23 protein-coding genes are annotated in these 24330 nt (G+C 68.7%); 13 read left to right on the top strand and 10 right to left on the bottom strand.

Translation table 11 applies throughout. The features are described 5' to 3' along the window. The first annotated feature begins 469 nt into the window (after positions 1-469). The 4 genes from hpf (at position 470) to secA (ending at position 6072) form a co-directional block, all read left to right on the top strand. On the top strand, positions 470-1093 hold the full coding sequence (hpf, locus tag NJ4_RS15190; protein ID WP_067436908.1) for a ribosome hibernation-promoting factor, HPF/YfiA family: 624 nt from the start codon (positions 470-472) through the stop codon (positions 1091-1093). 79 nt (positions 1094-1172) lie between these two features. Continuing rightward, complete coding sequence (locus NJ4_RS15185; protein ID WP_067436905.1) at positions 1173-1856, top strand: response regulator; 684 nt, start codon at positions 1173-1175, stop codon at positions 1854-1856. 2 nt (positions 1857-1858) lie between these two features. Further along, on the top strand, positions 1859-3112 hold the full coding sequence (locus NJ4_RS15180) for a winged helix-turn-helix domain-containing protein (protein WP_067436902.1): 1254 nt from the start codon (positions 1859-1861) through the stop codon (positions 3110-3112). A gap of 143 nt (positions 3113-3255) precedes the next feature. Further along, on the top strand, positions 3256-6072 hold the full coding sequence (gene secA / locus NJ4_RS15175) for a preprotein translocase subunit SecA (RefSeq protein ID WP_067436899.1): 2817 nt from the start codon (positions 3256-3258) through the stop codon (positions 6070-6072). A gap of 81 nt (positions 6073-6153) precedes the next feature. Here the strand turns inward: secA and NJ4_RS15170 are convergent, their stop codons facing one another. Together NJ4_RS15170 and NJ4_RS15165 are read right to left on the bottom strand one after the other, a co-directional pair. Continuing rightward, positions 6154-6684: an Rv3235 family protein gene (locus NJ4_RS15170; RefSeq protein ID WP_157551155.1), complete on the bottom strand. Its 531-nt coding sequence runs from the start codon at positions 6682-6684 to the stop codon at positions 6154-6156. Then, positions 6684-7361, bottom strand: coding sequence for a LysM peptidoglycan-binding domain-containing protein (locus NJ4_RS15165; RefSeq protein ID WP_157551154.1), 678 nt, complete (start codon positions 7359-7361; stop codon positions 6684-6686). The genes NJ4_RS15170 and NJ4_RS15165 overlap by 1 nt, the downstream gene beginning before the upstream one ends. Before the next feature lie 121 nt (positions 7362-7482). Between NJ4_RS15165 and NJ4_RS15160 the strand changes: the two genes are divergently transcribed. Continuing rightward, on the top strand, positions 7483-8019 hold the full coding sequence (locus NJ4_RS15160; RefSeq protein WP_067436891.1) for a hypothetical protein: 537 nt from the start codon (positions 7483-7485) through the stop codon (positions 8017-8019). A 58-nt stretch (positions 8020-8077) separates the two neighbouring features. Here the strand turns inward: NJ4_RS15160 and NJ4_RS15155 are convergent, their stop codons facing one another. From NJ4_RS15155 to NJ4_RS15135, 5 genes are read right to left on the bottom strand one after another with little or no spacing between them, the layout of a single operon-like run. Then, positions 8078-8404, bottom strand: coding sequence for a sec-independent translocase (locus NJ4_RS15155; RefSeq protein WP_067436889.1), 327 nt, complete (start codon positions 8402-8404; stop codon positions 8078-8080). 3 nt (positions 8405-8407) lie between these two features. Continuing rightward, complete coding sequence (locus tag NJ4_RS15150; RefSeq protein ID WP_067436886.1) at positions 8408-9571, bottom strand: Mrp/NBP35 family ATP-binding protein; 1164 nt, start codon at positions 9569-9571, stop codon at positions 8408-8410. An 11-nt stretch (positions 9572-9582) separates the two neighbouring features. After that, positions 9583-10134, bottom strand: a complete 552-nt coding sequence (locus NJ4_RS15145; protein WP_067436882.1) for a DUF1003 domain-containing protein — start codon at positions 10132-10134, stop codon at positions 9583-9585. Continuing rightward, positions 10127-11386 carry a magnesium transporter MgtE N-terminal domain-containing protein gene (locus NJ4_RS15140; protein WP_067436879.1) on the bottom strand — a complete coding sequence of 420 codons (1260 nt, stop codon included), beginning with the start codon at positions 11384-11386 and terminating at the stop codon, positions 10127-10129. Before NJ4_RS15140 ends, NJ4_RS15145 begins: the two co-directional genes overlap by 8 nt. Positions 11387-11423: 37 nt before the next feature. Continuing rightward, entirely contained in the window at positions 11424-13319 is a 1896-nt protein-coding gene (locus tag NJ4_RS15135; RefSeq protein WP_067436876.1) for an alkaline phosphatase family protein, read from the bottom strand. Between the two features lie 190 nt (positions 13320-13509). Here NJ4_RS15135 and NJ4_RS15130 point away from each other — a divergent pair, with 190 nt between their 5' ends. The 6 genes from NJ4_RS15130 (at position 13510) to NJ4_RS15105 (ending at position 20194) form a co-directional block, all read left to right on the top strand. Beyond that, the gene (locus tag NJ4_RS15130) at positions 13510-14631 is read left to right on the top strand and encodes a hypothetical protein (protein ID WP_067436873.1); all 1122 of its coding nucleotides are present in this window, start codon (positions 13510-13512) and stop codon (positions 14629-14631) included. Between the two features lie 45 nt (positions 14632-14676). Beyond that, entirely contained in the window at positions 14677-16257 is a 1581-nt protein-coding gene (locus NJ4_RS15125; protein ID WP_067436870.1) for a LicD family protein, read from the top strand. Further along, entirely contained in the window at positions 16245-16475 is a 231-nt protein-coding gene (locus tag NJ4_RS15120; protein ID WP_067436867.1) for a DUF6752 domain-containing protein, read from the top strand. The genes NJ4_RS15125 and NJ4_RS15120 overlap by 13 nt, the downstream gene beginning before the upstream one ends. Beyond that, the gene (locus tag NJ4_RS15115; protein WP_067436864.1) at positions 16472-17581 is read left to right on the top strand and encodes a hypothetical protein; all 1110 of its coding nucleotides are present in this window, start codon (positions 16472-16474) and stop codon (positions 17579-17581) included. The genes NJ4_RS15120 and NJ4_RS15115 overlap by 4 nt, the downstream gene beginning before the upstream one ends. A 188-nt stretch (positions 17582-17769) precedes the next feature. After that, entirely contained in the window at positions 17770-18912 is a 1143-nt protein-coding gene (locus tag NJ4_RS15110; RefSeq protein WP_067436861.1) for a phospholipase D-like domain-containing protein, read from the top strand. A gap of 82 nt (positions 18913-18994) precedes the next feature. Beyond that, a complete protein-coding gene (locus NJ4_RS15105) occupies positions 18995-20194 on the top strand; it encodes an acyl-CoA dehydrogenase family protein (RefSeq protein ID WP_067436858.1) in 1200 nt (399 codons plus the stop codon). A gap of 79 nt (positions 20195-20273) precedes the next feature. Here NJ4_RS15105 and NJ4_RS15100 read toward each other — a convergent pair whose 3' ends face one another. After that, positions 20274-20927 carry a hypothetical protein gene (locus tag NJ4_RS15100; protein ID WP_157551152.1) on the bottom strand — a complete coding sequence of 218 codons (654 nt, stop codon included), beginning with the start codon at positions 20925-20927 and terminating at the stop codon, positions 20274-20276. A gap of 57 nt (positions 20928-20984) precedes the next feature. Continuing rightward, a complete protein-coding gene (locus NJ4_RS15095) occupies positions 20985-21653 on the bottom strand; it encodes a hypothetical protein (RefSeq protein WP_067436852.1) in 669 nt (222 codons plus the stop codon). Positions 21654-21748: 95 nt separating this feature from the next. Here NJ4_RS15095 and NJ4_RS15090 point away from each other — a divergent pair, with 95 nt between their 5' ends. Next, complete coding sequence (locus NJ4_RS15090; RefSeq protein ID WP_067436848.1) at positions 21749-21940, top strand: DUF5302 domain-containing protein; 192 nt, start codon at positions 21749-21751, stop codon at positions 21938-21940. Positions 21941-22045: 105 nt separating this feature from the next. Beyond that, positions 22046-23080 (top strand): MaoC family dehydratase, encoded by a 1035-nt coding sequence (locus NJ4_RS15085; protein ID WP_067436845.1) that lies wholly within the window; start codon positions 22046-22048, stop codon positions 23078-23080. A gap of 40 nt (positions 23081-23120) precedes the next feature. Here the strand turns inward: NJ4_RS15085 and NJ4_RS15080 are convergent, their stop codons facing one another. Continuing rightward, positions 23121-24326 carry an MFS transporter gene (locus NJ4_RS15080; protein ID WP_245644584.1) on the bottom strand — a complete coding sequence of 402 codons (1206 nt, stop codon included), beginning with the start codon at positions 24324-24326 and terminating at the stop codon, positions 23121-23123. Between the last annotated feature and the right edge of the window lie 4 nt (positions 24327-24330).

Genomic DNA, 24330 nt, shown 5'->3' with positions numbered 1-24330 from the left:
CCTCCGCTCGGTGCTGCGCACAGCGAACTTTCAGGCGGATCGCTGGCCTTGTCAGCGGGAAGCGACTAGCGTCTGTGCATGGAGTCCGTTCGGGTCCGTGGTTGCGTCGTCAGCAGGCTCATGGAGCCCTGGCGGCAAGCCGAAGCCAGTCGCAGGCGAAACGGTCCACGTAAGTCCACGCACGGGGGAACAGTCCCCGTGTGCCCCGCGCAGGGGCACACGGATCCGTCCCTTGAGCTCGGACGATCACGGTGCGGCTTAGAGGTAAGTCCTGCCCCGGCCTCGTCGTCATATACGACGAAGCGTCGGGAGACGGTGGGTAGTGGCACCAAGCCGCGAGAGCTGCAGCAGGCGATTGTGGGGTCGAAGACCAGGTCGGCCGGACGGACTCCACCTGCGCGTCCGGGGGCCGCCCTTCGGGCGGTCTCGCGGCATGTTCAAGTAACCAACTGATGCACGGGAGGTCTACATGGATGTTGTGGTGAACGCGAGGCACTGTGAGGTGTCGGATCGGTTCCGCGGTCATGTCGAGGAGAAGCTGGCCCGACTCGAGAAGCACGACCACCGCATCATGCGGGTGCTGGTCGAGGTGGAACAGGAGCGCAACCCCCGTCAGCACGACCGTGCCGTCCGCGTGGAACTGACCGCGCACTCCAAGGGACCGGTGATCCGGGCCGAGGCCGCCGCCGAGGACAAGATGGGAGCGCTCGATCTGGCCCTCGACAAGATGGCCGCCCAGATGAGGCGCGCCGCGGACCGACGGCGGGTGCATCGAGGTCGGCACACCCCGGTCTCCGTCGGCGAGGCACTGGCTGCTGCGGAGCCCGTGGAGCCGTCGGTCGCCGAGGGCGACGGTGTCGTGACGACCGAGCGTCAGGTAGGGCCCATCACCGTCACCGGTGACGGCCCGCTCGTGGTGCGGGAGAAGTCGCACCCTGCGGTGCCGATGACCCTGGACCAGGCGCTCTACGAGATGGAGCTGGTGGGCCACGACTTCTACCTCTACGTCGACAAGGACAACGAACGTCCTGCCGTCGTCTACCGGCGCCGTGGCTATGACTACGGCGTGATCTCGTTGGAACTGTCCGACTGACTCGTTCGGATGGCGGGCATCTGGTACGACCGGGTGTGGAAATGAGCAGGCTGTCACCCGGTCGTGCCATGATGCCCTTGTGAGCGAGAGCAACCAATTGGGTGATTCCGAGCCGATCCGCGTCCTGGTCGTCGACGACCAGGAGCTGTTCCGAAGAGGTCTGACCATGCTGCTCGGCGTCGAGCCGGGCATCGAGGTGGTCGGCGAGGCCGGCGACGGCATCGAGGGCACCGACCTGGCGGCGAGCGTCGCCCCCGACGTGGTGCTGCTCGACGTGCGCATGCCCAAGCGGTCGGGCATCGAGGCCTGCGTGGCGATCAAGGAGACCGTGCCCTCGGCGAAGATCATCATGCTCACCGTCTCCGACGAAGAGGCCGACCTCTACGAGGCGGTGAAGAGCGGTGCCTCGGGCTACCTGCTCAAGGACTCCTCGATCGACGAGGTGGCGCAGGCCGTGCGTGTGGTCGCCGACGGCCAGTCACTGATCAGCCCGTCGATGGCGGTCAAGCTGATCGACGAGTTCAAGCAGATGTCGCGGCCCGAGCGCGAACAGCCGACCGGGCTGCGCCTGACCGAGCGTGAGCTCGAGGTCCTCCGCCTGGTTGCCCGTGGCATGAACAACCGTGAGATTGCTCGCCAGCTGTTCATCAGCGAGAACACCGTCAAGAACCACGTCCGCAACATCCTGGAGAAGCTGCAGCTGCACTCGCGCATGGAGGCCGTCATGTACGCCGTCCGCGAGAAGCTGCTCGACATCCCCTGATCGTGGAGTCGCTCTCGGTCGGTCAGGCCCGTCGGATCGCCCTGGCCGCCCAGGGGTTCCTCGACCCGCGCCATGCCCGTCCCACTCTGCGCACGCTTCGTCGTACGGTCGCACGCACGGGGGTGCTGCAGGTCGACTCGGTCAACGTGCTGCAGCGTGCCCACTACATGCCGCTCTACTCGCGGATGGGGCCCTACGACGTCGACCTCCTGCATCGGGCCAGTGGCGGCAGCGGTCGGCAGCCGCGTCAGCTGGTCGAGTACTGGGCTCACGTCCAGGCGCTGATGCCCGTGGAGCTGTGGCCGTTCATGCGGCACCGGATGGCGGCCTACCGCCAGCGCCGGGGCAAGTGGTGGAGCCTGCCCGACACGGAGCAGGCGCTCGAGTCCGGTGTCCTGGCGGCGGTCCGTGACCGGGGCCCGGTGACCGCGCGCGACCTGGAGGCCGACTTCGCCAGCGGGCCACGGGTCAAGCAGCACTGGGGCTGGAACTGGTCCGAGGCGCGCAAGGTTCTCGACTACCTCTACCTCGTCGGGGACGTGGCGATCGCCGGCCGCAACGGCTCGTTCGAGGTGCTCTACGACGTTCCCGAGCGAGTTCTGCCGGCTGACGTGCTCGATGCCCCCACGCCCACACCGGCGGAGGCCGGGGTCGAGCTCGTCCGGCGCGCGGCGAGGTCACACGGGGTGGCCAGCGCGCGCTGCCTGGCCGACTACTACCGCATGCGCCTGCAACCCGCTGGCGACGGATCCGATGCCCGCACCGCGATCGGGACCCTGGTCGAGGCCGGCGAGCTGCAGCCGGTGCAGGTGCAGGGGTGGAAGCGGCCGGCGTACCTCCACACCGGGGCCCGGCTGCCCCGCAAGGTGAGGGCGCGGGCGCTGCTCAGCCCGTTCGACCCGCTGGTCTGGGAGCGGGAACGAACCGAGCGACTCTTCGACTTCCACTACCGCATCGAGATCTACGTGCCCGCGGCGCAACGGGTGCACGGCTACTACGTGCTGCCGTTCCTGCTCGGCGACCGGGTGGTCGGCCGCGTCGATCTCAAGGCCGACCGTCAGGCCGGGCGCCTGCTGGTGAAGGCGGCGTACGCCGAGGAGTCGGCGCCACCTGAGACCGCTGGGGAGTTGGCCGCCGAACTGCGGCAGATGGCGACCTGGTTGGCTCTCGACGACATCGTCGTCGAGCCGCGCGGCGATCTGGCCCCGGCACTTGCCGCCGAACTCGGTAGGCGCCGCACCACACTGGAGCTGTGAGCCGGGATCCACGGCCGATGAGGTCCGTGCACCGGGCTCGGGGTTCGGTGGGGAAATTGTTGGAGCCGTGGGTAGCATTGCCTGCGGCGCGGGGCGGCTAGGCCCGGTGCCGGCTCGACCATCTACCCAGGGAGCTCCTCCTCGTGCCTGTCATCCTCGACAAGATCCTCCGCATCGGCGAGGGCAAGATCGTTCGTCAGCTCGAAGCGGTGGCCAAGGCCGTCAACGCGATCGAGGACGACTTCGTCAAGATGAGCGACGACGAGCTGCGTGGCATGACCGCGGAGTTCAAGGAGCGCCTGGAGAAGGGCGAGACCCTCGACGACATCATGCCGGAGGCCTTCGCCACCGTGCGCGAGGCGGCCAACCGGGTGATCGGCCAGCGTCACTACGACGTGCAGATCATGGGTGGCGCGGCGCTGCACCAGGGCAACATCGCCGAGATGAAGACCGGTGAGGGCAAGACCCTGGTCGCCACCCTGCCGGCGTACCTCAACGCGCTGGCCGGCCAGGGCGTCCACATCGTCACGGTCAACGACTACCTGGCCAAGTTCCAGTCCGAGATGATGGGCCGCATCCACCACTTCCTCGGCCTGACCACCGGCGTGATCCTCCCGTCGATGCGTCCCGCCGAGCGTCGCGAGGCCTACAACTGCGACATCACCTACGGCACGAACAACGAGCTCGGGTTCGACTACCTGCGCGACAACATGGCCTCCGACATCGCGGACTGCGTCCAGCGCGGCCACGGCTACGCGATCGTGGACGAGGTCGACTCGATCCTCATCGACGAGGCCCGGACCCCGTTGATCATCTCCGGCCCCACGCAGGACGAGGTCCGCTGGTACGCCGAGTTCGCCAAGATCGCGCGGACGATGACGCTCGACGTCGACTACGAGGTCGACGAGAAGAAGCGCACCATCTCCGTGCTCGAGCCCGGCATCACCAAGGTCGAGGACCACCTCGGCATCGACAACCTCTACGACTCGGTCAACACCCCGCTGATCTCCTTCATGAACAACTCCATCAAGGCCAAGGAGCTGTTCCGCAAGGACAAGGAGTACGTCGTCATGGACGGCGAGGTGCTCATCGTCGACGAGCACACCGGGCGCATGCTGGCCGGCCGTCGCTACAACGACGGCCTGCACCAGGCGATCGAGGCCAAGGAGGGCGTGACCGTCCGCGAGGAGTACCAGACGCTCGCCACGGTCACCCTGCAGAACTACTTCCGTCTCTACAAGAAGCTCTCCGGCATGACCGGTACGGCGATGACCGAGGCCAGCGAGTTCGACAAGATCTACAACCTCGGCGTGGTGCCGATCCCGACCAACAAGCCGATGCTCCGTGCGGACCAGGCCGACCTCGTCTACCGCACCGAGGAGGCCAAGTACCTCGCGGTGTGCGACGACATCGTCGAACGCCACAACAACGGCCAGCCGGTGCTGGTCGGCACCGTCTCCGTCGAGAAGTCCGAGCTGCTCTCGGGGCTGTTGAAGAAGAAGAACGTCCCGCACAGCGTGCTGAACGCCAAGGCACACGCCGACGAGGCGCGCATCGTGGCCATGGCCGGTCACAAGGGTGCGGTCACGGTGGCCACCAACATGGCCGGTCGAGGCACCGACATCATGCTCGGCGGCTCGGTGGAGTTCCTCGCCGACGAGGAGCTGCGCAAGAAGGGCCTCGAGCCCCAGGGAGAGACCTCGGCCGAGTACGAGGCCGAGTGGGAGCCGACTCTGGCCCGCATCAAGGAGCAGGTCAAGGCCGAGCACGACGAGGTCAAGGCGACCGGCGGGCTCTACGTCGTCGGCACCGAGCGCCACGAGTCCCGCCGCATCGACAACCAGCTGCGTGGTCGTTCCGGCCGTCAGGGTGACCCGGGTGAGTCCCGCTTCTACCTGTCGCTCCAGGACGAGCTGATGCGCCTGTTCAAGTCAGACTGGGTCGACCGGGTGCTCACCATGCTCAAGGTGCCCGACGACGTGCCGATCGAGAACAAGCGGGTCACCGGCGCCATCGCCAACGCCCAGGGCCAGATCGAGTCGCAGAACTTCGAGTCCCGCAAGAACGTCCTCAAGTACGACGACGTGATGGACCGCCAGCGCCACGTGATCTACGGAGAGCGTCGCGAGGTCCTCGAGGGCGCCGACCTCGAAGAGCAGATGCGCACGTTCGTCGACGACGTCATCGAGGCGTACGTCGCAGGTGCCACCGAAGGCTTTGCCGAGGAGTGGGACCTCGACGCGCTCTGGACCGCCCTCAAGCAGCTCTACCCGGTCAGCCTCAAGCTCTCCGACATCGAGGACGGGGCGGGCGGTCGTGCCGCCATGTCTCGCGCCGAGCTCACCACGATGCTGCAGAAGGACGCGCAGAAGGCGTACGACGAACGCGAGGCGCTGGTCGGCGAGGAGAACATGCGCGAGCTCGAGCGTCGCGTGGTCCTCTCGGTGCTCGACCGGAAGTGGCGTGACCACCTCTACGAGATGGACTACCTGCGCGAGGGCATCTACCTGCGGGCCTACTCCCAGCGCGACCCGCTGGTCGAGTACCAGCGCGAGGGCTTCGACATGTTCCAGGCCATGATGGACGGCATCAAGGAGGAGTCCGTCGGCTTCCTGTTCAACCTCGAGGTCGAGGTCGAGGAGGACGTCGAGCCCGACGAGATCGTCGAGGCCGACACGGTCGAGGCCGACGTCGAGGAGCCGACCCACGTGCACGAGGTCCCACGCATCATCGCGAAGGGGCTCGAGGCGCCGAAGTCACCGACGAACCTGTCCTACACCGGCCCCTCCGAGGACGGCGAGGCAGAGGTCTCGGGCGGCACGGTCACCACCGACGTCGACGATCCGTTCGCCAACATCGGCCGCAACGCCGACTGCCCCTGTGGCTCGGGCAAGAAGTACAAGAAGTGCCACGGTGCACCGGGCGGGCCGACCGGCCTGACCACGCGCGTCAACGGCTGAGACGGGTTGCAGCGTGCTTGTTCCGTGGATTGCCGTCACCAGGTGACGGCAATCCACGGACGTGTCTGTCGAGCTGCGTGATCAACCGAACTCCAGGGCGGTGCACTGCCAGCGCGCGGCGACGACGTCGAGACGGCCGGCCAGGCAACGACTGCGTTCGCCGTGTTTGACCCGCACACAGAACTCGACGATGTCCTCGGCGAGGAAGCAGGTGTGCACTGTCTGGACCTGGGATCGCACGGTGGGGCGGCGACCACGCCCGTGACCTGCGGCGTGCACCCCGGCACGGGCCACGACGCCCGCGCGATAGGCGACCTCGGTGTGCACCTGGGGCGAGGTCCAGCGGATCAGCTGTGAGGCGGGGCGGTCCCCGCCGATCACCTCCACGCACGCCTGGGCGAACGTGACGATCCATCGATGGAGATCGTGACGGGTCGGCGCGGAGACGGCGACCACGTCCGCCCCGCGTCGGGTCGGCTGGTCCGGCGCCCACGGCGGCTCCAGGTCGCGGTCCAGGTCGAGGGCGAGGGTGCCCTGGAAGCTCACACCGGCCGCCTCCACGGGTTGACGCGGACTGACCAGGGGCCGGACATTGTTGGGGGTTGTCGACATCACTTCTCCTTGGACGGTCGGGTGGGGGTGGGCGGTGGCAGGCGCAGGCGTGTGCCCGGATGGATCAGGTCGGGGTCGTCGCCGACCGTGACCCGGTTGCTGTGCCAGATCCGGCGCCACTGGGCGTCGATCCGGGAAATCGGGGCCCGGGCAGGCAGGGTGCGTGCAGCGATCAGCCACAGCGAGTCCCCAGACCTCACCCGGGCGGTCGCGGGCCGTGCACCCGGCACCTGGGTCGCGACCGTGGGTGCCCGGTCAGGCACCTGGAGCCCGGCGATGAGCGAGTGCCCGGGGTCGGGGAGGGGTGGTTGACCGGCGGTCTGCTCGGCGACGGCGGGGGAGAGCCCCGACGCGAGGGTGACGCCACAGGCCAGCAGCACGGCACGGCGCAGGAGGCGAGGGCACCCCGAGCAGCGGATGCTGGTGGCGGCCTCGAGCACGGCGAGGGAGGCCGTCGCCCACCACCAGACGACGCAGGCGGCCAGGGCGACCACGGCCAGCACCACCAGCGCGTCGTCGAACGGGACCGCTGCCAGCTCGGCCGGGTCGGTCAGGGCCGTGACCCGGCCCAGGTCGGGGGCGAGGAAGGCGAGCGCGCCGACCGCAGCGGCGGTCACCGCTGCCCAGACCAGCAGGCAACGAGCGGCTGACGGCGCTGCGTAGAGAACCCGAGTCATCTCTGAAGCTTTCGTTTGCTTGCGTTTGCTTCAGTGAACGTCTGTTGGAATGTCCTGTCAACTGTTTCTCCACAGGTGACGATTGTTGACAGGCCGAGACCGGCCCGGAAGGGTCGAGGCCATGACCTGGGAGGCAGACCTCTTCGCCTATTTCGACGACCTCGAGGGCGAGGCCGTCGCGGCCTTCGACGCCGAGCGTCAGCTGGAGGTCGCCGACCGGGCCCGGGCCGAGTACGCCGGGGTCGAGGCGGCCGGCCGGCTCATGGCCAGCATCGGCTCCGCGCTCACTCTCCGGGTGGCCGGTCTCGGCGCAGTCCGGGGGCGCCTGGTGCGAGTCGCCGCCGACTGGTGCCTGCTCGAGTCGGGCAGCCAGGAGTGGATCATCCGTCTGCCGGCGCTCCTCACCGCGCAGGGCGTCTCGCCCCGCTCGGTGCCACGTGACGCCTGGCCGGTGACCGCACGACTCGGCTTCGGGTCGGCCCTGCGCCGGATCAGTGAGTCACAGGAGCGCTGCTGCGTGCGTCTGGTCGACGGCAGTCAGTACGACGCGGTGCCGGTCCGGGTGGGCAGGGACTTCGTCGAAGCCGTCACCGGCGAGCGACGCGAGGTCCTGCTGTGCGCCTTCGAGAGCATCGCGGCCGTGCACACGCGGGCCTGACTGGGCACGGGGTCGGCTGCTGGCCCCCACACACGCCCTCGGAGGGCGCGGACAGCGGTCAGGTCGCGTCGACGTCGTACGGCGGAAGCTCGCCGATCGCCAGAGCGCGCTGCCCAGCTGGTGTCTCGACCTCGGCGTCGTCGGCCATGGCCTCGGCGAGGTGTTTGCGCACGATGGTGCGCGGGTCGAGGTCACGCAGTTCGAGGTCGGCGAACTCAGGCCCGAGCTCGTTGCGCAGGTCATCACGGGCCGCGTTCGCATAGGTGCGCATCTGCCGGATGAAGCGACCGGCCTGCCGGGCGAGATCGGGCAGCTTGTCGGGTCCGAACACCAGCACCGCCACCAGGGCGATGACCGCCATCTCGGCGAGGCCGATGTCGAACACGGGTCAGAACCGACTGGAGGGCGTCAGTCCGAGCTGCATGCCGGCCAGTCCGCGACCCCGGCCGGAGAGATCCTCGGCGATGCGGGTCAGCTCCTGCGCGGCCAGTGCGGTCGGGTCGGCCTCGACGATGGGCTTGCCCGAGTCGCCGCCCTCACGCAGGGACACGTCGAGCGGGATCCGGCCCAGCACGCGGACGTCGTACCCGAAGCGCGCCGAGAGGGTCGCGGCGACGCGGTCGCCACCTCCGGAGCCGAAGATCTCGAGCCGGTGGTCCTTGCCCTCCTCGGCGCAGTGCGGGCAGGCGAGGTAGCTCATGTTCTCGATCACGCCGACGACGCGCTGGTGCATCATCGAGGCCATCGTCCCGGCCCGCTCGGCGACCTCGGCGGCGGCCTCCTGCGGGGTGGTCACCACGATCACCTCCGCGTTGGGGAGGTGCTGGCCCAGCGAGATGGCCACGTCGCCCGTGCCGGGGGGCAGGTCGAGGAGGAGCGCGTCGAGATCGCCCCAGTAGACGTCGGAGAGCATCTGCACCAGGGCCCGGTCGAGCATGGGGCCGCGCCAGGCCACCACCTGCTCGCGCTTGGGCTTGAGCATGCCGATCGAGATGACCGAGACGCCGGAGGGCGTGGGCACCGGCATGATCAGGTCTTCGACCTGGGTGGGGCGGGCGTCGCCCACCCCCAGCATGGCCGGCACCGAGTGGCCGTAGATGTCGGCATCGAGGACGCCGACCTTCAGGCCCTGCTTGGCCAGTGAGAGGGCGAGGTTCACGGTGACGGACGACTTGCCGACCCCGCCCTTGCCGGAGGCGATCGCGTAGACCTTCGTCAGCGAGCCGGGCTGCGCGAACGGGATCTCGCGCTGCGCCTGGCCACCGCGGAGGACCTCCTGCAGGCCCGCACGCTGATCAGCGGTCATCACGCCCAGCTCGAGGTCGACGCCGGTGACGCCCGACACCCGGGTCACAGCGGCGGTCACGTCGCGGGTGATGGTGTCCTTGAGGGGGCAGCCGGCCACGGTCAGCAGCACGGTCACCGAGACGTTGCCGTCGTCACCGATCTCGACACGGTCGACCATGTTCAACTCGGTGATCGGGCGCTTGATCTCCGGGTCGTTGACGGTTGCCAGGGCGGCATTGACCTGTTCGATCGTGGGGGTGCTCATGATCCCCAAGACTACGTGGTGCTCCGAGGTTCAACGATTTCGGTCCCGTCCTCGGGATCGGGGGATTCCTCCTCCGGGCCACCGCTGGCGAGCTCTTCCAGGTCGGTCACGAGGTTGCGCAGCTCGGATCGCAGGAAGTCGCGCGTGGCGACCTCGCCGACGGCCATGCGCAACGACGCGACCTCGCGGGCCAAGAACTCCATGTCGGCGTGGGCGCGGGCGTTGGCCTGGCGGTCCTGCTCGGCGATCACCTTGTCACGGGTCTCCTGCCGGTTCTGCGCGAGCAGGATCAGGGGAGCGGCGTACGACGCCTGCAGGCTGAGCATCAGGGTCAGAAAGATGTAGGGGTAGTCGTCCCACCGCACCGATGAGGGCGCCAGGGCGTTCCAGCCGATCCACACCACCACGAACAGGGTCATGTAGATCAGGAAGCGGGCGGTGCCCATGAACCGGGCGAACTGCTCGGCGAAGACGCCGAACACCTCCGAGTCGTACGACGGCCGCCGGACCAGCGGTCGGCGTAGTTCGCGGGGCGTGTCGAGACGGGTCCTGCGCTCAGCCATGCCTCACCCCCGTGCGTGGTGCCTGCTCCCGCCAGTTCTCCGGGAGCATGTGGTCGAGCAGGTCGTCGACGGTGACCGCGCCGAGCAGCCGCCCGTCCTCGTCGACCACGGGAGCGGCCACGAGGTTGTAGGCGGCCAGATGAGCGGCCACCGCGTCGATGCCCATCTCGGGTCGCAACGGGTCGAGGGTCTTGTCCAGTGCGGCGGCGACCAGGGTCGAGGGGGGTTCGCGGAGCAGTCGTTGGATGTGCGCGACACCGAGAAGTCGGCCGGTGGGCGGCTCGAGAGGAGAGCGGCACACGTAGATCAGCGCGGCCAACGAGGTGGTCAGGTCGGGGTTGCGCACGTGGGCAAGAGCCTCGGCGATGGTCGCGTCGGGCGGGAGGATCACCGGTTCGACGGTCATCATGCCGCCGGCGGTGTGCTCGGCGTAGGACATCAGCCGCTTGACGTCCTCGGCGTCGGAGGGCTCCATCAGCTCGAGCAGCTGGGCGGCGGTCTCCGGGGGGAGATCGGCGATCAGGTCGGCGGCGTCGTCGGGGGACATCTCCTCGAGGACGTCGGCGGCCCGCTCGGAGTCGAGGTGCTCCAGGATCTCGACCTGGTCCTCCTCCGGGAGCTCCTCGAGGACGTCGGCGAGGCGTTCGTCGTCGAGCTCGGCGATGACCGCGCTGCGCCGCTCCTTGGGAAGGTCGTGGATGACACTGGCCGCGTCGGCCGGGCGCATCTCGTTCAGCGTGGCCAGCAGCTGCGTGGCGCCCTGGGAGTCCTCGGTGCGGGTCAGCCCGCTGACCTCACTCCACTCCAGCACGTGGGTCTGGCCCTTGCGCCGGAACCCTCGGCCGGGCTCCTGGAGTGCGATGCGACTGAGCACCCAGTCGCGGTTGCGGGCCTGCTCCATCGCGACGTCGTAGACCTCGCCGGTGACCTCGGAGCCGACCACCCGCACGGTGCGATCCAGCATCTGCCCGATCACCAGGGTCTCGGTGGGGCGCTGCTGGAAGCGGCGCATGTTCAGCAGCCCGGTGGTGTAGACCTGCCCGGCATCGATGTTGGTCACGCGGGTCATCGGGACGAAGATGCGCCGACGGCCGAAGACCTCGGCGACCAGACCGAGGACGCGCGGCTGGTTCGCCTCGGTGCGCAGGGCCACCACCAGGTCGCGCACCTTGCCGACCTGGTCGCCCTGGGGGTCGAAGATCGGCAGCCCGACCAGGCGGGCGACGAAGACGCGGGAGGGGGTGGTGCTCACGAGACCCCACCGTATCGGCCGAGAGCCCGAATCGGGCTCACGGACCGCCGAACACGTTCAGAGTCTGGCCACGGTTCAGGTTGCTGCCCGGGATCGACGGGAGACGCAGCGCGGTCATCACCAGGTTGGCGGCGTCGCTGTTGCGCACCGGCTGCGTCTGGTTGTAGCCGGGTCGGGTCCGGCCCGGGTCGGCCAACGCGGGGTTGATCGCGTAGAGGTCGGCACCGCGAGGCACCGACGGGCCCCACACCACGAACGGGACCTGGTGGTTGCGCAGGGCGGCCGGGTTGGTGTTCGTGCGTCGATAGCCGGCGTGCTCGGAGGTGAGCACGACCAGGGTGCGTCCCTTGAGCGTGGAGGACCTGTTGATCGCCACCCGGATCCGGCGCACGAGTTCGTCGACCCGCCGCGCCGACGTCTTGTAGCGCGCCGACATGAAGCCGTACTTGTGGCCCACGGTGTAGAGGTCGCTCAGCTGGAGATAGGAGAACCGGGCAGGCGAGGTGGCCAGCTTGCGGGTCAGGTCACGCACCAGGAGAGCGCTGCTCCTGCTTCGCTCGTAGGTGGAGATCTTGTCGCGGCCGTTGCTCCTGGCCTCGCGGTCGAGGCCGCCGTGGCGGTCGTCGTACGACCTGCGGATCATGGCCATGTCGGGGTCCTGGGCGTAGAGCGCGGTCGAGTAGCCGAAGTCGTGGGCCACTCCGAAGGCGCTGTCGACGTAGTGGCCCGCCGACTGGGCGATGGTGCCGCCGGTGTCGTTGTTGCCGCCCACGCCATGGCCGCCGAACTTCGCGGTGACCGAGCGGCCGGTGATCATGGAGGTGGCGTTGGGCAGCTGGGTGGTGCGCGTGTAGACGGTGCGCGCGTTGAGTGTCGAGGCGCCGCCCTGCATGAAGTAGGGGATGCCCGGTGCGTTGGCCTGGGCCAGCTCGGTGAGCATGTCGGGTCGCAGACCCTGGACGCTGAGCACCACGACGCGGGTGACACCGCTCGACTGGGCGTTCACCGGCGGGATGCTGGCATCGCTGATCACCAACGGGTGGTCCGTGGTCTTGCGCACCAGCGCACTGCGCAGCGCCACGTAGCCGGTGAACCGGGTCGGTCCGGAGCCGAAGATCCAGTCGACCGGCATCGGCTTGGGCGGGTGGCAGGTGGAGCCGGTGAAGTAGCCACCGTTGGCGGACCTCAGGGCGGTACGACGGTAGACCGGGCAGAAGTACAGTTCGCGCTCGTTCATGTCGCCGGTGAAGTGCACCGGCTGGCCGGGATAGTTCGCGCGCAGTCGATTGGCCAGGTCGATCTCGATGTTGGTGGCCTTGATCCGCCACTTGCGGGCGTCACCGCGGGCGTTGGCGGGGTTGTGGAAGTTCGCGAACCACGCGAGCTGGCCGGTCTTCACGTGGCGCAGCTGCACGTAGGGCATGCGGATCAGGTCGCCGCCGAAGTAGGGGAGGTGCACCCACTTCTTCTGCACGACCTCCCAGGTGTCGCGGCGCCAGGCGATGCTGTTGTGCATGGCGGCGGGGCCGAGCTCGTCACCGGGATAGATGCCGTACTCGTCGCCGGTCAGGGCCCGGAACTTCTTGAACTGGGGGTCCTGCATCTCCTGGAACCCGATCAGGTCGAGGTTCTGCTCACGGATGAGTCGCACCGACCAGACCATGCGCTGTTCGCCGGAGGCCCAACCTGGCCGGTCGCCGCCCGGTCTGGTGTGGCCGGCGCCGAGGAGGTTGAACGAAGCGATGCGGAACTGGGTGGCGCCGTTCGAGACCGGCGTGCGGGCGGCCTGGGACAGACTGGCCTCGCCGTCGTTGTCGTCGCCTCCGAAGGGTGAGGCGACGTGGAGCACAACCGCGATCAGCACGAGCGCAAGGCCGGCTCCGAGAAGGATGCGAGGGTGGGTACGCCACGTTGAGAGCCGGGCCAGCCGCATGCGTGCCCTCCTTACAGTTCGACTTCATCTGGGCACGTAGGCGTCAGCATGTCAGGCAAAACGGCTCTTCGCGGGCGTTCCCGACACCTCGGCGGGGCGTGTCGCCTCGGATGTCCACCCGGGTTCGGCCGGTGATACCTTGCGCGCGGACCCGCACGGAGGGTGCAGGTCGAGCAGAGGAAGGGTGGCGATGACGGGCCGGATCGTGTTGCACATCGGTGCCATGAAGACAGGAACGAGCTTCGTCCAGTCCGTGCTCGGCAACAACCAGGAGATGCTGGCCGAACGAGGTGCGATCTTCCTCGGCAGCAGCTTCGGGGTGCAGTCCCGCGCGGTTCGTGACGTGCTGAACCTGCCCAAGCAGCCCGGTCGCAACAAGCGCAAGTGGCGCTCCCTGGTGCAACCCGTCGCGCGGATGGAGGCCGGCCAGACCGCGGTCGTCTCGATGGAGTTCCTCAGCTTCGCCTCCGACCGGCACATGGGCCCCTTCCTCAACCCCCTGCGCAACTCCGGCGCCAGGATCGAGGTCATCCTGACCGTGCGCGACCAGTCGCGGGTCATCCCTGCCCAGTGGCAGACCTACACCCGCAACTTCGGTGACGAGCCCTGGCCCGACTACCTGCGCCGGATCGAACCGTCACGCAGCCGGCGGGTCACCCGTTCGCGGGCCCACCGCACCTTCCACCGCGCGCAGGACATCACGCCGATGCTGGAGCGGTGGAGCACCGCCCACGGCATCGCGACCACCCACATCGTCACCGTGCCGCCGCCGGACGCGCCCCGGGAGGAGCTGTGGGACCGGTTCTGCGCCGCCGCCGGGTTCGACGGCAGCGGAGTCGACCTCGACGACGTCCACGACAACACCTCGCTGGGCTTCGGCTCCTGCGACTTCCTGCGCCGGGTGAACTCGCACCTGGCCGACGTGCCCCCGCGCACGTACCGGGTCGGCATGCGCGCCCTGGCCCGCGACGTGCTGGCTCCACTGCGCGCCGAGGAGAGCCGTCCGGCGCTGGACCGGCGCGCCGCGGAGTACGCCGCCACGCTCAACCAGCAGCTGCGTGAGGCGATGTCCGACTCCCGCTTCGAGCTCTACGGCAGACTCGACGACCTGCCCGTGCCCACCACCTTCTCCGACCAGCCGCGCAAGGCGGCCTCGGTCCCCGACGACGAGGTGCGCCGAGCGACGACGGCGGTGCTCGACCACCTCGAGTCCGCTGCGGGCGTCGACGTCGGGCCTCGCGCCTCCAAGCTGGACGACCTCGTCGCGCAGGCAGCTCAGGGACTCCGCCGGGCCAACGACTGGGATGCGTAGCATGGGCGGGCACACAGAGACGACCCCGTCGAGGGAGGAGTGCCGGTGAAGGCGACCGCTCCCGTGATCCGTGACGTCACCGTGTCCGACGACGGAATCCGCATGCGCGGGCGCCAGGACCGCGCCATCGACGTGAAGTTCGACGGCCGCCGGGTCTGGTCCTTCTGGTCCCGCCGCGACACCGTCGCCGACGGTCGCGAGCTGTTGGCCCGCTGGCCCGACGCGCTGCGCCGGTTCCTCGACGGTACGACGACGCTGGCGCTGGTCGACCACGTCAATGACGAGGAGCTCTTCTCCGCCGAGATCCGCCTCGGCGCCGGCTCCGGCCGGATCCGGGTCGAGGACGCCGACGGGCACCCCCTCGGGCTCGACAAGAGCAACCGGCTCTCCCGCCTCTTCGAGAGCCGCAGCGCCGAGCACACCCAGCCGCTGCTCGACTCCATGCGCTCCGTGGTCGACGCCCTGGCCGAGGCCGGCGTGGAGGCCTTCATGGCCTACGGCACCCTGCTGGGGGCGGTGCGGCAGGGCGGTCTGATCGGCCACGACTCCGACGCCGACCTGGGCTACGTGAGTCGTCACGACCAACCGGCCGACGCCATTCTGGAGAGCTTCCGGCTGCAACGTGCCCTGACCGCGATGGGCTATCCGGTCACCCGCTACAGCGGTCTGGCGTTCAAGGTGCTGGTCACCGAGTCGGACGGCGCCGTGCGTGGTCTCGACGTCTTCGGCGGCTTCCTGCGGGACGGGCTCCTCTATCTCATGGGCGAGGTGGGTCATCCCTTCCGGGCTGACTGGATCTTCCCGACCACGGAGATCGAGTTCGAGGGGCGCCCCTTCCCGGCCCCGGCCCAGCCTGATCACCTGCTCGAGGCGATGTACGGCCCGAGCTGGCGGGTCCCGGACCCGGCGTACAAGTTCGAGACGCCGCATTCGACGGTGCGCCGGCTCAACGGCTGGTTCCGCGGCACCCGCGTCGGTCGCGAGCGGGTCTGGGACCGGTACTACGGCCGACCGGCCAAGGTCGCCGAGGAGCACCCGAACGAGTCCGCGTTCGTGCACTGGGTGGCCGAGCGTGAGCCCGACATGGTGACCGCCGTCGACATCGGGTGCGGCACGGGACGCGACGCCGCCTGGTTGGCCGGTCGCGGGGTCACCACCTGGGGCCTCGACTACGCGGCCCGCGGCTTCCGTCGCGAAGCCCGGCGCGCCCGTGAGGCGGGTCTGCCGGTGACCTTCCAGTGGGCCAACCTGACCGAGCTCAGATCGGTGCTCGCGACGGGCGCCCAGCTCTCGCGGGAGCCCGGCCCGCGGGTCGTGCTGGCCCGCCACGTCGCCGACACGACCGACGACTTCGGGCGACTCAGCCTGCTCCGGCTGGCGCGCATGGTGACCGGCCGCAGCGGGCGCCTCCACCTCCAGGTCCAGACCGGCCCCTCGACCGGTGACCGCCGGTTCGGGGTCTCGCCGCTCGACCTCACCGCTCTGCTCCGACAGGTCGCCGCGACCGGAGGCAGGGTGATCGAGCGTGCCGACCTGGTCGAGCTCGACGACGGCGGCACCGCGGCGGCAGGATCCACTGCCGCCGGAACTCCCATCAGCAGATTGGTGATCACGTGGACAAGCTGAAGGACGTCGCGCGTCGCTACCGCGACCGCACCGGCACGGCCCGGCGGCTCTCCGCCCTCGAGGCGGAGGTCCAGGAGTGTCGTCAGATCAACCTCCGCCTGGCCGAGCTGACCGACGTGGTGATGGAGTTGCTGGTCCCACTCTCCGAGCGTGACGAGGCCCGGGTCGCCGAGGCGCTCCAGCGCTACCACGACAGTGTGAGCGACCCTGAGCAATGACCCGTCGGGTCTTCCTGCACATCGGTCTGCCCAAGACGGGCACGACCTACCTGCAGGACGTCATGTGGGCCAACAAGGAGCTGCTCGGTTCGCGTGGGCTGCTGCTCCCGGGGCGTCATCGGCGCCGTCACCTCCTCGCCTCCCTCGACCTTCGCGACGACCCCAAGCTGGCCAGGCGCTCCGGTGACGTCACCGCGCCCTGGCAGGACCTCGTCGACGAGGCGCAGGCCTGGGAGGGCGACGTGGTCATCAGTCACGAGTTCTTCGGGGCTGCCGCGCCCGAGCACGTGCAGCGGGCCGTGGACTCCTTCCCCGACGCCGAGCTCCACGTCGTCCTGACCGCGCGCGACCTCGTCACCCTCGGTACGTCGTACTGGCAGGAATGGGTCAAGAACGGCGGCGACCTGGCCATCGACGACTGGCCGCCGAACCCGGACTACGACCCGCACGACGAGTGGGGGTGGGGCGCCTTCGACCTCGCCGACGTCCTGCAACGGTGGGGCGGCGTGGTGGATCCTGCCCGTGTGCACGTGCTGCCGGTCGCCGTCGGTCGCGCCGAGCCGGGGGAGCTGTGGCACCGCTTCGCCGCCGTCGTCGGCGTGGACCCCGAGGGCATGGAGATCCTCGAGAAGCCCTCGAACCGCTCCCTGGGCCTGGTCGAGGCCGAGCTGCTCCGGCGGGTCAACGGCCGCCTGGTCGACTTCTCGTCCGCCGGCAACCGGGGCCGCTGGATCCGCGGCTACCTGGCGATGGGCACCGTCCTGCCGTCGACCGGGGAGCGCTTCCGTCCCGGCGACGCCATGCTCGACGAGCTGCACCGACGTGCCCGGCACTCGATCGATCTGCTGCGCCGGGGCGAGTACGACGTGGTCGGCGACCTCGAGCTCCTCGAACCGGGCGACCTGGGCGGCCTGCGTCATCCGGGCGAGGTCAGCGACGGAGAGGTCCTCGACGTCGCGGCCCAGACGATCGCGAATCTGATGACCGAGGTGAGATCGCTCACCAGGGCACGCGAGGCTCTTGAGAGAAGCGCTCCGGACCCGGAGCCACGTGTTAGCGTTCCGAAGTTCATGCGCAGATCCACTTGGAGAAGGGAAAGACGTTGAGAGCCATCATTGGAGCTCTCTCGATTCTGGTCGTGATGCTGGGCGGCGGCGCTGTTGCCGCCCCGGCTCAGTCAGCACCGGCAGCGGGGGCAGCCACGAACGTAACAGCATCACAAGAGCAGCGGGCGGCAGGCTGGCGGCCGGTCTACGGGGCCACCTTCAACCACGCGCGCTCCACCAAAGCAGACATGTGGCGCATCGAGAACCAGATCCTTCAGGGCATCAACCATGCCCACAAGGGCTCCTACATCCGGATCTCACTCTTCTCCTTCGACCGGATGCCGCTGACCGACGCCCTGATCCGGGCCAAGAAGCGCGGCGTGCGCGTGCAGGTGATCCTGAACAACCACCAGATCAACGGCGCGATGCGCAAGCTCAAGAGCGCCCTGGGCACCAACCGTCGCAAGCCGTCCTGGTACCACATCTGCGTCGGCAGCTGCCGGGCCACCTTTGAGAACCTGCACACCAAGATGGTTCTGTTCGGCTACACCGGCACGGTCAAGAACGTCGTCATGACCGGCTCCTTCAACTTCACCGCCAACGCCGCGGTCAACCAGCACAACGACTTGTACACCGTGTGGAACAAGCCGAACATGTACCGCGACTTCCTCGGTCTCTATCGCCAGCTGAAGGCCGACCGTGCGCTGCCGGCCCGCAAGCAGCACTACATCAAGCAGGCGGGCATGTGGCAGCTCGAAGTGCTGCCGCTGCCGAACTGGAACGTCAAGAACGACCCGCAGATGCGGGAGATGCGCAAGATCAGGTGCACCGGCGCCTCCCGCAGCACGGGCAACGGCCGGGGCCGCACCAAGGTGCGCGTGGCCATGCACACGATCTCCGGCAAGCGCGGTGTCTGGCTGGCCAAGAAGACCCGCCAGCTCTTCGCCCAAGGATGCGACATCCGCATCTGGTACAGCTGGGCCGACCGGCAGACGCGCAACGTCTTCGCCACCAGGACGGCGCGCGGCTACATCCCCGTCCACGTGGCCGGGTACGACACCGACTACGACGGTGAGATCGACCTCTACGGACACCACAAGGTGTTGCTGGTCTCGGGCAACTACGCGGGGCGCAACAACTCCAACGCGGTGTTCACCGGCTCCAGCAACTGGGGCAACGCCGGGCTGCGTGGCGACGAGATCATCGTGCGCCTGATGGGGTCGAGCCTGTTCAAGGACTGGAACCGCAACTTCGACTCGATCTGGTACAGCCACTCGTACCTCGCCAAGTACATCCCCTACCGCGCCTCGACGATGCTGCGCTCCGACACGGCCTGGAACGCGGCCAAGCCGGAACCCGAGCTGACGCCGCCGAGTGACTGGGAGTACTGACCAGTCGCCCGAACTCACCAATGAACCCGGTCAGGGCCACGACGCTGTGGCCCTGACCGGAGTCACGTTGAAAGGAAGCAAGATGGGACGCCTCTGCGAGACCGAGGGTCTGACCGACATCCAGGAAGAGATCCTGAAGACTGTCCGGCAGTTCGTCGACGCCAAGATCATCCCGGTCGCCAATGACCTGGAGCACGCCGATGAGTACCCGACCGAGATCATCGAGGGGCTCAAGGAGCTGGGCATCTTCGGGCTCACGATCCCCGAGGAGTTCGGTGGGTTGGGTGAGTCGCTGCTGACCTACGCGCTGGTGGTCGAGGAGATCGCCCGCGGCTGGATGAGTGTGTCGGGTGTGATCAACACCCACTTCATCGTGGCCTACCTGCTGATGACGCACGGCACCGATGAGCAGAAGCAGAAGTACCTCCCGAAGATGGCCACCGGCGAGGTCCGCGGCGCGTTCTCGATGTCCGAGCCCGGTCTGGGATCCGATGTCTCGGCGGTCTCGACGAAGGCCACCAAGCAGGAGGACGGCTCCTACAGCATCACGGGTCAGAAGATGTGGCTGACCAACGGTGGTACGTCGACGTTGGTGGCGGTGCTGACCAAGACCGACGAGGGTGCCGAGTCGGTCTACAAGAACATGACCACCTTCTTGGTGGAGAAGACCCCGGGCTTCGGCGAGACGGCCCAGGGCGTCACGGTGCCGGGCAAGATCGAGAAGATGGGCTACAAGGGTGTCGAGACCACCGAGATGATCCTCGAGGGTCACCAGATCGGTGCTGAGCAGATCCTTGGCGGTGAGCCCGGCAAGGGCTTCTTCCAGATGATGGACGGCGTCGAGGTGGGCCGGGTCAACGTGGCTGCGCGGGCGTGCGGCCTGGCGTGGCGCGGGTTCGAGCTGGGCATCGCCTACGCCCAGCAGCGCAAGACGTTCGGCAAGATCATCGCCGACCACCAGGCGGTGCTGTTCCGGTTGGCCGACATGGCCACCAAGGTGGAGACGGCGCACACGATGATGGTGCGCGCCGCCCGTCTGAAGGACACCGGTCAGCGGATGGACGTCGAGGCCGGGATGGCGAAGATGGTCGCCTCGGAGTTCGCCAACGAGGTCGTCGAGGACTCCTTCCGGATCCACGGTGGCTACGGGTACTCCAAGGAGTACGAGATCGAGCGTCTGATGCGCGAGGTCAAGTTCATGCTGATCGGTGAGGGCACCTCCGACATCCAGAAGATGATCATCGGTCGGTCGCTGCTCAAGGACTACAAGCTCAAGGGCTGACCCAGCTCCTGCGCGAAACGGCCCGGCTCCCCTCACGGGGAGACCGGGCCGTCGTGCGTCGTACGCCGTCAGTGGGCGCTCAGGAGGCCCACTTCCAGCTCGCCAGGACGCTGTTGACGACGTCCTCGCGAGGCCCCTTCTTCAGACCGGGGGAGAAGTTGAACGAGATGACGGTGATGGTGCCGTCCTCGGCGATCGTCACGAACTGGTCGAGGTAGTACTTCGTGGACCCGTCGCTGAGCAGGCCACGGTGGTGCAACGACTCCACGTCGCCGATGCGGACCCGTGGTGCGACGTCCAGCTTCTTCACCACGCCCTTCAGCTGGTCGGGGACGGAGGCGGCGAGGTCGTCGAGGGTGGTGCCCGCAGCGGCCTTGTCGAACGTCACGTTGACGCTGTCGAGGAAGCCGTCGGCCTTGGTGGGCTCGGCGGCCGCGCTGTCGATCGACTTCTCCACCCCGCGGGCGCTGGTGGTGATGTCGGTCCAGGACTGCGGTGCGCGGAACGTGTAGCTCTTGCCCTTGATCCGCGCGCCCTTGGCCGGGGTGCCGAAGTCGGTGGCCGTGGGTGTCTCGGAGGACTCACTGGGCGTCTCTCCGGGTGTCTGGCTGGGCGTGGAGGTCTCCGAGGCGTCGTCGGAGGAGTTCTTCCCGTCGTCCCCGCAACCGGCCAGCACGGTGACGGTGAGGACAGCAGCGGCGAGTGCGGCTGCGGGTCGTTTCATGGAATGCATGTCCGAATTCTCTCAGGCTTTCTCTGCGGCTCGTGGTGCCATGTCCTTCCGGTGGGGTCAGGACGGCCATTTCCAGGACGCCAGCACCGAGTCGACGACGGCGCGACGCTCTTCGTCCGACCGCTCCAGATTGATGGCGAAGGAGACGGCGTACATCGTGTCGTCCCGGACCACGACGAACTGCTCGAAGAAGAAGTCCACCCCGCCGACGGTCGCCGATCCACCCACGTGGACGGCCTCGTCGCCGGCGATGACGGCACGGTCGTAGACCTCGAGGTCCTTGACCATGAACGCCAGCGTCTCGGGGGCGATCTGCTCGTAGGTCTCCAGGGTCACGCCGGGGACGTCGGTCAGCACGACGTTCAGGTTCTCCCGCACGGTGGTGCTGACGGTGATGTCGGCACCGACCGCGGTGTCGACCTTCTGCCCGCTCTCCCGCATCTGCTTGGTGATGTCCACCCAGCTCTTCGGCGCGGAGTACTGGTATCCCTTCCCGGACATGATCCGGCCGGTGGCCGGCTCCGCGGAGGTCGCCGGGGGCTCCGGCGTGGCCAACGGGTCCGGCGGATCCTGCGTCTCCGTGTCCTGGGCCGCGTTCGAGGAGTCGTCGATCGAGGCCGCCGGACCCATGACCAGGTCGCGGCCGGTGTCGCCGGCCGAGCAGCCGCCGACGAGCAACGCCGGCGCAAGCAGGAACAGGGCACCGACGGCCCTCGTGCGGATCATGCGCAGAAAGTACCCGGACGACGGCCCGGCTAATCCCTTGGCCCCCGACGTCGATCGATGCCAAGGTGGTGGTCCGACCGACGCGAGGAGACATCATGACCGATGCCAGTGGCCCCAACGCCGACATCAAGGAGAAGATGCGCGAGGCCTTGGACCGCAAGAACAACGCCCAGCACCCGACCGAGGGTGACGGCCATGCCCACTCCCGCGAGAAGGTGCACGGCTCCGAGGTCGAAGGTGGCGCGCCAAAGATGCACCGCCGCAAGGCCGGCGGGGGCGGTGCCTGAGCCTGGTCCGGCTCCGAGCGTGGAGCGCGGGTGGTGAGGGTCAGCGACTGACCGGGACGTGGGATCGGTTGCCCGGGTGGCTACGGCGTGCGGCACCATGACGCCATGACCAAGACCAACCCGGGCAACTTCTTCGAGGACTTCTCCATCGGCCAGGTGATCCGGCACGCCACGCCGCGCACCGTGACCGAGGGGGACCGGGCGCTGTACGGAGCGCTCTACCCGACCCGCTTCGCGGTGCCCTCCTCGGCAGAGTTCGCCAAGGCCTCCGGCCTCGACCCCGCGCCGGTCGAGGAGCTGATCGCCTTCCACATCGCATTCGGGAAGACGGTTCCCGACATCTCGCTCAACGCGGTGGCCAACCTCGGGTACGCCGAGTGCCGGTTCCACCGCCCCGTCGTCCCCGGTGACACGCTGAGTACGACGTCCGAGGTGATCGGGCTCAAGCAGAACTCGAACGGGAAGAGCGGCGTGGTCTACGTCCGCTCCACGGCCACCAACCAGCGCGGAGAGGTCGCTCTCGACTGGGCCCGCTGGGTGATGGTGCACAAGCGCGACCACGACGCCCCCGCCCCCGAGACCGTGTTGCCCGAGCTGGCCGACTCGGTCGCCGCGGGCGACCTCGTCATCCCCGAGGGCCTCGACTTCTCGGACTACGACTTCGCGGCCGCTGGTGAGGCGCACCGTTGGGACGACTACGCGGTGGGGGAGAAGATCGACCACGTCGACGGCGTCACGCTCACCGACTCCGAGCACATGGTGGCCACGAGGCTGTGGCAGAACACCGCGAAGGTGCACTTCAACACGCAGGCGCGTCCCGACGGTGCCCGCCTGGTCTACGGCGGCCACGTGATCTCGATGGCCCGCGCCCTGTCGTTCAACGGGCTGGCCAATGCCCAGCTGATCGCGGCGATCAACGCCGGCGCGCACGCTGCCCCCGCGTTCGCCGGCGACACCGTCTACGCATGGTCCGAGGTGCTGGAGAAGGCCGAGACCTCGGCCCCGGGTGTGGGGGCCCTGCGCCTGCGTCTGGTGGCCACCAAGGATCGCGACGAGTCGATGACGCTGCGCAACGAGGCCGGCAAGTATGCCGAGGGAGTCCTGCTCGACCTCGACTACTGGGCGTTGGTTCCTCGCTGAGCCGTTCGCCCACCGAAGTGCCGGCTCGCGGGAGGCAGGATCACCGGAAGGCGCGGGCCAGCGGCACGATGGCCAGCACCAGCACCATCGGCACCGCGAAGCCGAACCGCAGGTTGTCGGCCCCGACCAGCCCGGTGAGCACCGAGCCGAGCAGCGCGCCCACGTAGTTGAACTGGTTGAACCGGCCGATCACCGCATCCACCCTCGCCTGGCGCAGGTGCACCGGCACGTCGTCGCCCCCGGCTATCCGAGCGGCCGCCGAGAAGCTCAAGGGAGCGATCACCGCGACCCCGAGGCCGACCAGGGTGAAGCCCAGGACAGCGACCTGCCAGGTCGGGGCCGAGACGACCACGGCCAGGGCGGCGGCCGCCAGCACCCCACCGACCCGCAGCAGCACCACCGGCCCGAACCGGGCGACCAGGGGGTCGCCGGCCAGGCGCATGATCAGCGTGGCCAACAGGTAGGGGAACGTGGCCAGTGCCACGAGGCGCTCGGGTGTGGTGAAGGTGTTGTCGAGGTACGTCGGCCCCCAGGTCATCGAGGCGGTGTCGACCATGTAGAAGAGCACCATCCCGAGCCCGACCAGCACGATCGGACGCCACGGAACGTCGATGTCGACAGGCATCGGGTCGCCGACGCGCGGCAGCAGGGGAGTGGCGATGACCAGCAGCGGCACTATCGCGACCACGACCACCGGCCAGGTCCCGGCCACGGCCAGAGTGATGCCGGCGCCGAGGAGCCCACCGAAGGTCCATGCGCCGTGGAACGACGGAAGGATGGGGCGCCCGTAGGCGTGCTCGACGGCCACCGCCTGCATGTTGCTGGCAGCGTCGACGATGCCCAGCCCGACGCCGTACGCCGCCAGGGCGACGACGAACCAGGGAAAGGTTGGGGACACCGCGACCACGGGCGCGGCCACGGCGACGAGCAGGAGACCGACCCGGAGGACGGTCGCGCTGGTGCGTCTCTTGGCAGCCACCTCGGCGGCCACCGAGCCGGCCCCGGCCAGCAGCACCATCATCAGCAGCAGGCCGCTGAGTGCGGCTTCGCCGAGATCCCAACGATCCTGCAGCGTGGGCAGCCGGGTGGTGAGGCTGATGAACACCAGTCCCTGCGCCAGGAAGGCAGCCGCCACGGCACGACGCGCCAGCGTCGGCTCCGGACCTGTGCTCATGGCGGTGAGCATCGCACGGGACGGGGCGCCGTCGAGGGATCTTGGGCGAGTTCGCCACCGACCCCATGGCACAGTG

This window comes from Nocardioides jensenii JCM 1364 = NBRC 14755 (assembly GCF_001552535.1).
Classification (GTDB): domain Bacteria; phylum Actinomycetota; class Actinomycetes; order Propionibacteriales; family Nocardioidaceae; genus Nocardioides; species Nocardioides jensenii.
The sequence above is the reverse complement of the archived record's forward strand: the minus strand, read 5'-3'. Positions and strand labels throughout refer to the sequence as shown.

Bases quoted from the DNA above. Each gene is read 5' to 3' on its own strand.
- NJ4_RS15130 (WP_067436873.1), top strand. From the start codon at position 13,510: ATGACGGGCCGGATCGTGTTGCACATCGGTGCCATGAAGACAGGAACG.
- NJ4_RS15150 (WP_067436886.1), bottom strand. From the start codon at position 9,571: ATGAGCACCCCCACGATCGAACAGGTCAATGCCGCCCTGGCAACCGTC.
- NJ4_RS15115 (WP_067436864.1), top strand. From the start codon at position 16,472: ATGACCCGTCGGGTCTTCCTGCACATCGGTCTGCCCAAGACGGGCACG.
- NJ4_RS15085 (WP_067436845.1), top strand. From the start codon at position 22,046: ATGACCAAGACCAACCCGGGCAACTTCTTCGAGGACTTCTCCATCGGC.
- NJ4_RS15090 (WP_067436848.1), top strand. From the start codon at position 21,749: ATGACCGATGCCAGTGGCCCCAACGCCGACATCAAGGAGAAGATGCGC.
- NJ4_RS15165 (WP_157551154.1), bottom strand. From the start codon at position 7,361: ATGACTCGGGTTCTCTACGCAGCGCCGTCAGCCGCTCGTTGCCTGCTG.
- NJ4_RS15110 (WP_067436861.1), top strand. From the start codon at position 17,770: ATGTGGCGCATCGAGAACCAGATCCTTCAGGGCATCAACCATGCCCAC.
- NJ4_RS15095 (WP_067436852.1), bottom strand. From the start codon at position 21,653: ATGATCCGCACGAGGGCCGTCGGTGCCCTGTTCCTGCTTGCGCCGGCG.
- NJ4_RS15170 (WP_157551155.1), bottom strand. From the start codon at position 6,684: ATGTCGACAACCCCCAACAATGTCCGGCCCCTGGTCAGTCCGCGTCAA.
- hpf (WP_067436908.1), top strand. From the start codon at position 470: ATGGATGTTGTGGTGAACGCGAGGCACTGTGAGGTGTCGGATCGGTTC.
- NJ4_RS15145 (WP_067436882.1), bottom strand. From the start codon at position 10,134: ATGGCTGAGCGCAGGACCCGTCTCGACACGCCCCGCGAACTACGCCGA.
- NJ4_RS15160 (WP_067436891.1), top strand. From the start codon at position 7,483: ATGACCTGGGAGGCAGACCTCTTCGCCTATTTCGACGACCTCGAGGGC.
- NJ4_RS15135 (WP_067436876.1), bottom strand. From the start codon at position 13,319: ATGCGGCTGGCCCGGCTCTCAACGTGGCGTACCCACCCTCGCATCCTT.
- NJ4_RS15105 (WP_067436858.1), top strand. From the start codon at position 18,995: ATGGGACGCCTCTGCGAGACCGAGGGTCTGACCGACATCCAGGAAGAG.
- NJ4_RS15100 (WP_157551152.1), bottom strand. From the start codon at position 20,927: ATGCATTCCATGAAACGACCCGCAGCCGCACTCGCCGCTGCTGTCCTC.